Source organism: Neobacillus fumarioli NBRC 102428 (assembly GCF_001591485.1).
GTDB lineage: Bacteria > Bacillota > Bacilli > Bacillales > Cytobacillaceae > Neobacillus > Neobacillus fumarioli.
This window is the reverse complement of sequence record NZ_BCUZ01000123.1, coordinates 1-7,755: the sequence shown is the minus strand read 5'-3', so window position 1 is coordinate 7,755 and position 7,755 is coordinate 1. Positions and strand designations below refer to the sequence as shown.

The window sequence follows — 7,755 nt, the reverse complement described above, 5'->3', positions numbered from 1 at the left end:
GATGCTGCTTCGGTTTTTCTCCTTCTGGCGTTATGACCGCTTTTATTCTACCAAAGCTGTTCCGGTTTTTTCTACGTTTCAGGCGCCAATAGCCTATTGGGTACTAAAACCCTGTCAGTTTCCATACACTTGTAGGATACCCTAAAAGCAGATACACTAGCATCTGCTCTAATCCAAAACCTGTTTAATTTTTTCCAATAAATATGGTACAGAATGAAAAGCGTAAATGGTGTCTTTTATCTCGCCGAATCTAATCAGCAAAAGGCAAGGAACACTCTCGATCCTCAGCTGTTCGGCGAGGTTCGGATAAAAATTAAGATTCATTTTTCCTGTATCGAGATTGATCAGTTCCTCGACAACCTGAAGCATTTTACCTGCCAGCTGGCAGGTTCCGCACATGGGGGTATAAAAATAAACCAGCCCTGTTTGCTGCTGTTCGAGGAAAGAGTTAAAATCTTCAAGTTTCCACTCGTTCATAATTCCTTATCCCATTTCTAAGTATTCAGTGTGAACATCAATATTGGCCCCTAATAGAACCGTCGCCAGGTGATTCATGGGTGCTGTGGCGACTTCGCGGTACATTCGATCAATATACAGATGCTCTGCCTGCGGGAGCTCTCTTTTTAACTGTTTGCGAAGCTTTTCGCCGGCCTCATCGGCATCTACAAGTATGTAAACTTCTTTATCCTCAAGGAAATCAATTAGTTCATCTAATTTTGTCAAACTAATGGTTCCATTTGTACAAATGATTTCAACGGGTTCCTTTACAATGTTCTTAACCCGGTTTTTATCCGATTTTCCTTCGACAATAAGAACTTTGTCAACATACAAATCATTCATTACCCATCACCTGTAAAAAGTTGTTTATGCTAACATATTCCAGATATTTCATTCTGTGTGTATGATCACTATATCATTATTGCCAAAAAAATTATTCTCCCAAATGGAAAAAAGCACCGCATAAGGGTGCCTTTCATAAACCATTAGTCTTCTTTGATCATTTCTTCATATTGCTCTGAAGTCAGCAGTTCATCGACTTCGCCGCTGTTTGATAGTTCAATCACAATCATCCATGCTTTTTCATATGGTGATTCATTGACAAATTCAGGGTTGTCGTTTAATTCTTCATTTACTTCAACCACCTTGCCGCTGACAGGTGCATATAGTTCAGAAACTGTTTTGACAGATTCAACGCTGCCGAATGGTTCATTAGCTGTTAACTCAGCGCCAACTTCAGGAAGCTCAACGAAAACAATGTCTCCCAATTCATGCTGGGCAAAGTCAGTAATCCCAACTCTTACCTTGCCGCCTTCTTCTGTTTTTACCCATTCATGCTCTTCAGAATAACGTAATTCTTTTGGTACACTCATTGGTTAAATCCCTCCATAATAAGTTAAATATCTATCATCGAATTTCATCGATTTCCAAGCCACATCTTTTCAAACTCTTCTTCTTTAAAACCGACTGTCACATGTTCTCCATCCGTTACAATCGGTCGTTTGATTAACATGCCTTCAGAGGCAAGCAAATCCAATAGCTCTTCATCAGAAGCAGTCTTTAGTTTATCTTTCATTCCTAGTTCACGATATTTTAAACCGCTTGTATTAAAAAATTTCTTCAACTCCAAACCGCTTGTATGATAGAACTTTTCCAATTCCTCACGTGACGGAGGATTGTCGGCAATATGTATTTCCTTATACGGAATATCATGGGCATCCAGCCATTTCTTCGCATTTCGGCAGGTTCCACATTTTGGATACCAGTAAAAAGTCAGAGGCATTTGTTCACCGCCTTTTACTTAATCTATTCCCATCTTACCATAATCAATGCAAAACAAAAAATTTCCCAATCTAAAAATTCGACGTTTTTTGCAAAAATCCTTCTTTTCCCCTAAAAATTTAAAAAGGAGCCTTAGATAAGGCCCCCATCATTATTAGACTACATAATGTTCTGCAGCAATTAAAACATCTGCCGCTTCCCGTTTTTTCGCAATCACGTTAATTGGTGTATGGCGGGTAAACTTGCGAAGCGAAGTCAGCATCATACGTAGCATGTCGCCTTGTTCCACTGCGACAAGAGTTTCTTTAGCACTTGCTTCGATTCTGTTAAAAGCTTCTTGGCAGAAGATCTGGGTATAAAGAAGCTTTTGATTGTTCTTTTCTGCACCGCTTTTCTCAATGGCTTTTTCCGTACGGAGCACAACAGATTCCATTGCATATACGTCTGAAATGATATCTGCAATATTAGAGAGAATTTCTTGCTCCGCTTCAAGTTTCTGGCCATATTTTTGCGCTGCCAAGCCAAGTCCCAATAAAGCAATCTTCTTAGCATTTTTTACAAGATGTTTTTCTTGTGCGAGTACTTCATCACCTGGTTCTTCCGGTGTTAACATCATTAATTCTTCTTGAAGAGCCATCGCTTTTTGGAACAATGGAAGTTCGCCCTTAAGCGCTTTTTTCACAAGGGTGCCTGGCACCAGCAGACGGTTAATTTCGTTTGTTCCTTCGAAGATCCGCTGAATCCGTGCATCGCGATATGCTCTTTCAATTGGATACTCTTGCATAAATCCGTAACCGCCGTGAATTTGCACACCTTCGTCGACAACATGGGCCAAAACTTCGCTGGCAAAGAATTTATTTAAGGAACACTCAATGGCATATTCAGCAATGGAGTTCGCGAGCACTTTGATATTTTTCGTTTCTTCATCGGACAATTTGCCTTGGTTTTCTTCATACAAGCCAATGGTACGCCATACAGAGCTTTCAGCCGCATAAATTTCCGAAGCCAATGTACCGAATTTTTCATTTGTTAAATTAAATTGGGAGATTGGTGTTTTAAACTGCTGGCGGCCGTTGGCATATTTAATGGTCATCTCTAATGCTTTCTTAGAACCACCGACAGCGCCAATTGCAAGTTTATACCGTCCGATATTTAAGATATTGAAGGCAATGACATGACCCTTACCAATTTCGCCTAACAAATTTTCAACAGGAACAGGTACATCCTCTAAGATGAGAGTGCGGGTAGAAGAACTCTTAATCCCCATTTTCTTCTCTTCTGCACCGGTTGAAACGCCAGGGAAGTCTCTTTCAACAATAAAAGCTGAGAATTTTTCGCCGTCAATTTTGGCATAAACAACAAATACATCCGCAAAACCAGCGTTTGTGATCCATTGTTTTTCCCCATTTAAAATATAGTGAGTGCCTTCGGCGTTTAATTTGGCTGTTGTTCTGGCCCCAAGGGCATCAGAGCCGGAACCTGGTTCGGTCAGGGCATAGGCAGCGATTTTTTCCCCGGATGCAAGAGCAGGTAAATATTTTTTCTTTTGCTCCTCATTGCCGAATAAAACGATTGGTAGGGAACCAATCCCAACGTGTGCACCGTGAGAAATGGCGAATCCGCCACCACCGGACATTTTTTCCGTAATAAGGGAAGAAGTAATTTTATCCAATCCCAAACCTTCATATTCTTCCGGTACGTCGGCAGCTAAAAGACCCAGTTCTCCAGCTTGCTTTAAAAGTTTTACCGTGATATCGAATTCATGTTTTTCAAGACGATCAAGTACGGGTTGAACTTCCTTTTCTACAAAATCTTCAGCCGTCTTCGCAATCATTAAATGTTCTTCATTAAAATCTTCTGGAGTTAATAACTGTTCATAGGAAATATCTTCAATTAAAAAACTACCGCCTTTAACAACTTTTTTTGTTTCAGTCATAAAAAATTCCTCCTAATGAATTTTTTTAAAGGGGAAGATCGTCCCCCCAGATCTAAAGCAGTTCAAACACGCCGGCAGCGCCCATTCCGCCACCAATACACATCGTCACGACACCAAATTGCTGGTTTCTGCGTTTTAATTCGTGTATAAGTGTCAATGTTAATCTGGCACCGGTACAGCCGAGCGGATGACCGAGGGCAATTGCCCCGCCATTGACGTTTACTTTCTCTTCGTCAAGACCCAGTTCACGGATCACTTGAATCGATTGTGAAGCAAAGGCTTCGTTTAATTCAAACAAGTCGATATCGGATATCTCAAGTCCGGCCAGCTTCAATGCTTTCGGAACAGCTACAACTGGGCCGACCCCCATAATTTCCGGCGGCACACCCCCTACAGCAAAGGAGCGGAATTTTGCTAGGGGCTTAAGGCCAAGCGACTCTGCTTTTTCACGGTCCATGATCATAACAGCTGCAGCCCCATCACTCGTTTGCGAAGAATTTCCGGCTGTGACGGTGCCTGACACCGAGAATGCCGGGCGTAGCTTTGCTAATATTTCAAGGTTGGTACCGGGGCGGACACCTTCATCTGTTGTAAATTTCACCGTTTTCTCAACAAGCTTGTTGTCAGAGCCAACTGTACGGAATGTTACATCAACCGGGATGATTTCATCGGTAAATTTTCCTTCTTGAATCGCTTTGAAGGCGCGCTGATGGCTTCTTACAGCAAAAGCATCCTGCTCCTCGCGGGTGATGCCATATTTCTTTGCTACTTCTTCAGCTGTATGACCCATTCCCATATAATATTGCGGAGCTGATTCAACCAGCTTAACATTTGGCCGAATTACATGCCCTGCCATTGGCAGCATGCTCATCGATTCCACACCTCCGGCAATCGCAGTGTCAGTGTGGCCAAGCATGATAGATTGTGCAGTGTAAGCAATTGCCTGCAAGCCGGAAGAACAGAAACGATTGACGGTGATGGCCGGGACTGAATGCGGCAGTCCAGCCAGTGCTCCGATATTTCTCGCTACGTTCATGCCTTGTTCTGCTTCCGGTGTTGCACAGCCAATCACTAAATCATCAATATTTCCTTCATAATTTCCGGCACGTTTAAGCGTTTCCTTGACTACCAATGCTCCTAAATCATCCGGGCGAACATTGGCAAGCGTGCCTTTCTTTGCTTTCCCGACCGGGGTTCTGGCTCCGGCAACAATTACCGCTTCTCTCAACGTCGATCCCTCTCTTTCTGGTAATTTAGTAAATTTCGAATCTATTGTTTATCCCAGGACTCTTTTTCTCTTATATTCTAATTTCTTAATGGCTTGCCTTTTAAAAGCATATGTTGCATGCGCTGTTGAGTTTTTGGCTCTCTGATTAGGCTTAAGAATGCTTCTCTTTCCAAATCTAATAAATATTGTTCATCAACTTCTGTTCCAAATGGAACTTTACCACCGGCGATGACATAGGCAATCTTTTTGGCAATCTTCATGTCATGCTCAGAAAGATAGCCGGATAAGCGCATGCCTTCTGCTCCTAGTAATAGGGTAGCGTAACCTGTTTCACCTGTAACAGGAACCTTACGGCGCACTTTTGGCTTATATCCTTGTTCGTGCAGTGCAAGGACTGCCTGTTTTGCATCATATAGCAAGTGATCACTGTTAAAGCTGATGCCATCCGCCAAATCTAAGAAATTATTTTCACGCGCTTCTTCAGCGGATGTTGATACTTTCGCAGTAGCAATTGTTTCAAAAACTTTATTCGCAACTGCCTGCAAGTCAAACTGAACACCATTTGGCATGTTGTCCAAGTGTTTTATATAAAGCTCTTTGTTTCCGCCCCCGCCAGGAAGCAGCCCGACGCCAACTTCGACAAGCCCCATATAGGTTTCAGATGATGCTTGGATATGGGCAGCCGGCAGACAAACTTCTGCTCCGCCGCCGAGCGTCATGTTAAAAGGAGCGGCGACAACCGGTTTTGAGCTGTATTTTACACGAAGCAACGCTTTATGAAGCTGGCGAATCACCAAATCAAGCTCATCATAATTATCATCCTGTGCTTCCATCAGCATCATGGCCAAGTTTGCGCCGACACAAAAGTTCTTTCCTTGGTTGCCGATGACAAGACCCTTATAGTTTTTCTCCACTTCGTCAATGGCGAAATGAATCATTTGGATCGTATCCATACCCAGCGCATTGTTTGGGGAGTGGAATTCAAGCAATGCCACGCCATCGCCGATATCAATCAAGCTTGCGCCACTGTTCTTTTTAATGACACCTTTTTGTTTCTTAATTTTTTTTAGGTCAATGACTTTAGGATTGACTTCCACTAATTTATATTCGCCTTGATCATAGTAATATCGTTCGCCATTTTCTTCTTTGTAGAAAGAAGTAAAGCCTTTATCAAGCATTTCCGTTACCCAAGCAGGGACTTCCAAACCGTCTTCCTTCATCTTTTGCACTGATTTATCTACACCGATGGCATCCCAGCTTTCAAACGGCCCCATTTCCCAGCCGAAACCCCATTTCATCGCACGGTCGATTGCGACGATTGTATCAGCTATTTCCCCCAGAAGCTCGGCAGAATAGACAGCAGACTTTGCAAACGTTCTCCATAAAAACTCCCCGGCACGGTCATTTGCATAAAGAAGCGCTTTCAATTTATTGCCGGTGCCCTTTTCTTGTTTGGCAAGCTCAATAGAGGGAGCAGACAGCTTTTTACTTGGGCCATATTCTAATGTATTTGGATCAATTTCCAATATTTCTTTTCCCTTTTTCAAGTAAAATCCTTGGCCGGATTTGCTGCCTAGCCAGCCTCTCTCGACCATTGTCTTTAGAAATGCAGGAACTTCAAACGCTTCTTTTTCCTTTCCTTCAACTTTTTCATAAACGTTGCCTGCTACATGGTAGAACGTATCCAAACCGACGACATCGAGGGTGCGGAAGGTGGCGCTTTTCGCACGACCGATCAAGGTGCCGGTAATGGAATCCACTTCACCGATACTGTAGCCGCCTTTTAGCATTTCCTGAACTGTTATTAAGAGGCCATATGTTCCAATGCGGTTCGCAATAAAATTGGGCGTATCTTTCGCAACAACGACACCTTTGCCTAATACATCTTCACCAAACGTTTTCATGAAAGAAAGGACTTCCGGGTCCGTGTATTGGGTCGGAATAATCTCTAATAATTTCAAGTAGCGAGGCGGGTTAAAAAAGTGAGTGCCAAGGAAATGTTTTTTGAAATCTTCCGAACGTCCTTCCACCATGGCTTCCACAGAGATACCGGATGTGTTCGAACTGATGATACTGCCGGGCTTGCGGAATTGGTCGACTTGTTCAAATACCTGTTTCTTTATTTTCAGGTTTTCAACCACCACTTCAATCACCCAGTCAACATCTTTTAGTTTCACTAAATCGTCTTCAAAATTACCTGCTTCAATCAAGGCAATATTCTTCTTGGAGGTAAGCGGTGCAGGCTTCTGCTTTAATAATTTTTGAATCGATTGTGTACTGATACGGTTACGTACCTGTTTGTCCTGTAATGTAAGACCTTTTGCTTCTTCTTCTTTTGTCAATTCACGCGGGACAATATCCAAGAGTAGTGTTGGAATTCCTATGTTTGCTAAATGGGCAGCAATTCCTGATCCCATCACACCGGAACCCAGTACAGCTGCTTTTTTGATCAATCGGTTCAACATTGTCTCCCCCTTCAGCTCCTTGAATGAATACTCATTCATTTTTTAATTAAAAAATAAGCTTTGTTATTACTATAAAATATTTTAAAAATTTCCGCAATCAGTAAACGCGGAAAAATTATATTTTTTTCAGAAAAATGATTCTTCTTTTGCCATAGATAAACTTTAGATTTAACGGGGAATCTACTCTTGAGGTGATCATTATGGCTAAAGTACAAAAGAACCCATCCAAAGCGGGTGTAAGTTCAGGCAGTGTAAAAGGCAACGCAGGGCCTGGGGAAGAAAGAGCAAAAGTCGATAAACAAAACAGCCAAAACAATCAATTTAAAAGAGGATGACAAATAAGGGGG

At 42.2% G+C, this 7,755-nt stretch carries 8 protein-coding genes; 1 reads left to right on the top strand and 7 read right to left on the bottom strand.

The features are described 5' to 3' along the window. Positions 1-168: 168 nt before the first annotated feature. The 7 genes from BFU02S_RS13435 to BFU02S_RS13405 all read right to left on the bottom strand — a co-directional run bounded on the left by BFU02S_RS13435 (position 169) and on the right by BFU02S_RS13405 (position 7,408). Positions 169-477, bottom strand: a complete 309-nt coding sequence (locus tag BFU02S_RS13435) for a thioredoxin family protein (RefSeq protein WP_066371587.1) — start codon at positions 475-477, stop codon at positions 169-171. 6 nt (positions 478-483) lie between these two features. Beyond that, entirely contained in the window at positions 484-840 is a 357-nt protein-coding gene (locus BFU02S_RS13430) for a toprim domain-containing protein (RefSeq protein WP_066371586.1), read from the bottom strand. A 143-nt stretch (positions 841-983) separates the two neighbouring features. Further along, positions 984-1,370, bottom strand: coding sequence for a glycine cleavage system protein GcvH (gene gcvH / locus BFU02S_RS13425; RefSeq protein WP_066371584.1), 387 nt, complete (start codon positions 1,368-1,370; stop codon positions 984-986). Between the two features lie 44 nt (positions 1,371-1,414). Further along, positions 1,415-1,780, bottom strand: coding sequence for an arsenate reductase family protein (locus BFU02S_RS13420; RefSeq protein ID WP_066371582.1), 366 nt, complete (start codon positions 1,778-1,780; stop codon positions 1,415-1,417). A 153-nt stretch (positions 1,781-1,933) separates the two neighbouring features. Beyond that, positions 1,934-3,715 carry an acyl-CoA dehydrogenase FadE gene (locus BFU02S_RS13415; protein ID WP_066371580.1) on the bottom strand — a complete coding sequence of 594 codons (1,782 nt, stop codon included), beginning with the start codon at positions 3,713-3,715 and terminating at the stop codon, positions 1,934-1,936. 52 nt (positions 3,716-3,767) lie between these two features. Further along, positions 3,768-4,943 carry an acetyl-CoA C-acetyltransferase gene (locus tag BFU02S_RS13410; protein ID WP_066371578.1) on the bottom strand — a complete coding sequence of 392 codons (1,176 nt, stop codon included), beginning with the start codon at positions 4,941-4,943 and terminating at the stop codon, positions 3,768-3,770. 77 nt (positions 4,944-5,020) lie between these two features. Beyond that, positions 5,021-7,408: a 3-hydroxyacyl-CoA dehydrogenase/enoyl-CoA hydratase family protein gene (locus tag BFU02S_RS13405; RefSeq protein ID WP_066371573.1), complete on the bottom strand. Its 2,388-nt coding sequence runs from the start codon at positions 7,406-7,408 to the stop codon at positions 5,021-5,023. 200 nt (positions 7,409-7,608) lie between these two features. Between BFU02S_RS13405 and BFU02S_RS16485 the strand changes: the two genes are divergently transcribed. Then, positions 7,609-7,743, top strand: a complete 135-nt coding sequence (locus BFU02S_RS16485; RefSeq protein ID WP_084361123.1) for a YuzL family protein — start codon at positions 7,609-7,611, stop codon at positions 7,741-7,743. The last annotated feature ends 12 nt before the right edge of the window (positions 7,744-7,755 follow it).

Coding starts and splice junctions, on each gene's coding strand:
- BFU02S_RS13435 (WP_066371587.1), bottom strand. CDS start 477: ATGAACGAGTGGAAACTTGAAGATTTTAACTCTTTCCTCGAACAGCAG.
- BFU02S_RS13430 (WP_066371586.1), bottom strand. CDS start 840: ATGAATGATTTGTATGTTGACAAAGTTCTTATTGTCGAAGGAAAATCG.
- gcvH (WP_066371584.1), bottom strand. CDS start 1,370: ATGAGTGTACCAAAAGAATTACGTTATTCTGAAGAGCATGAATGGGTA.
- BFU02S_RS13420 (WP_066371582.1), bottom strand. CDS start 1,780: ATGCCTCTGACTTTTTACTGGTATCCAAAATGTGGAACCTGCCGAAAT.
- BFU02S_RS13415 (WP_066371580.1), bottom strand. CDS start 3,715: ATGACTGAAACAAAAAAAGTTGTTAAAGGCGGTAGTTTTTTAATTGAA.
- BFU02S_RS13405 (WP_066371573.1), bottom strand. CDS start 7,408: ATGTTGAACCGATTGATCAAAAAAGCAGCTGTACTGGGTTCCGGTGTG.
- BFU02S_RS16485 (WP_084361123.1), top strand. CDS start 7,609: ATGGCTAAAGTACAAAAGAACCCATCCAAAGCGGGTGTAAGTTCAGGC.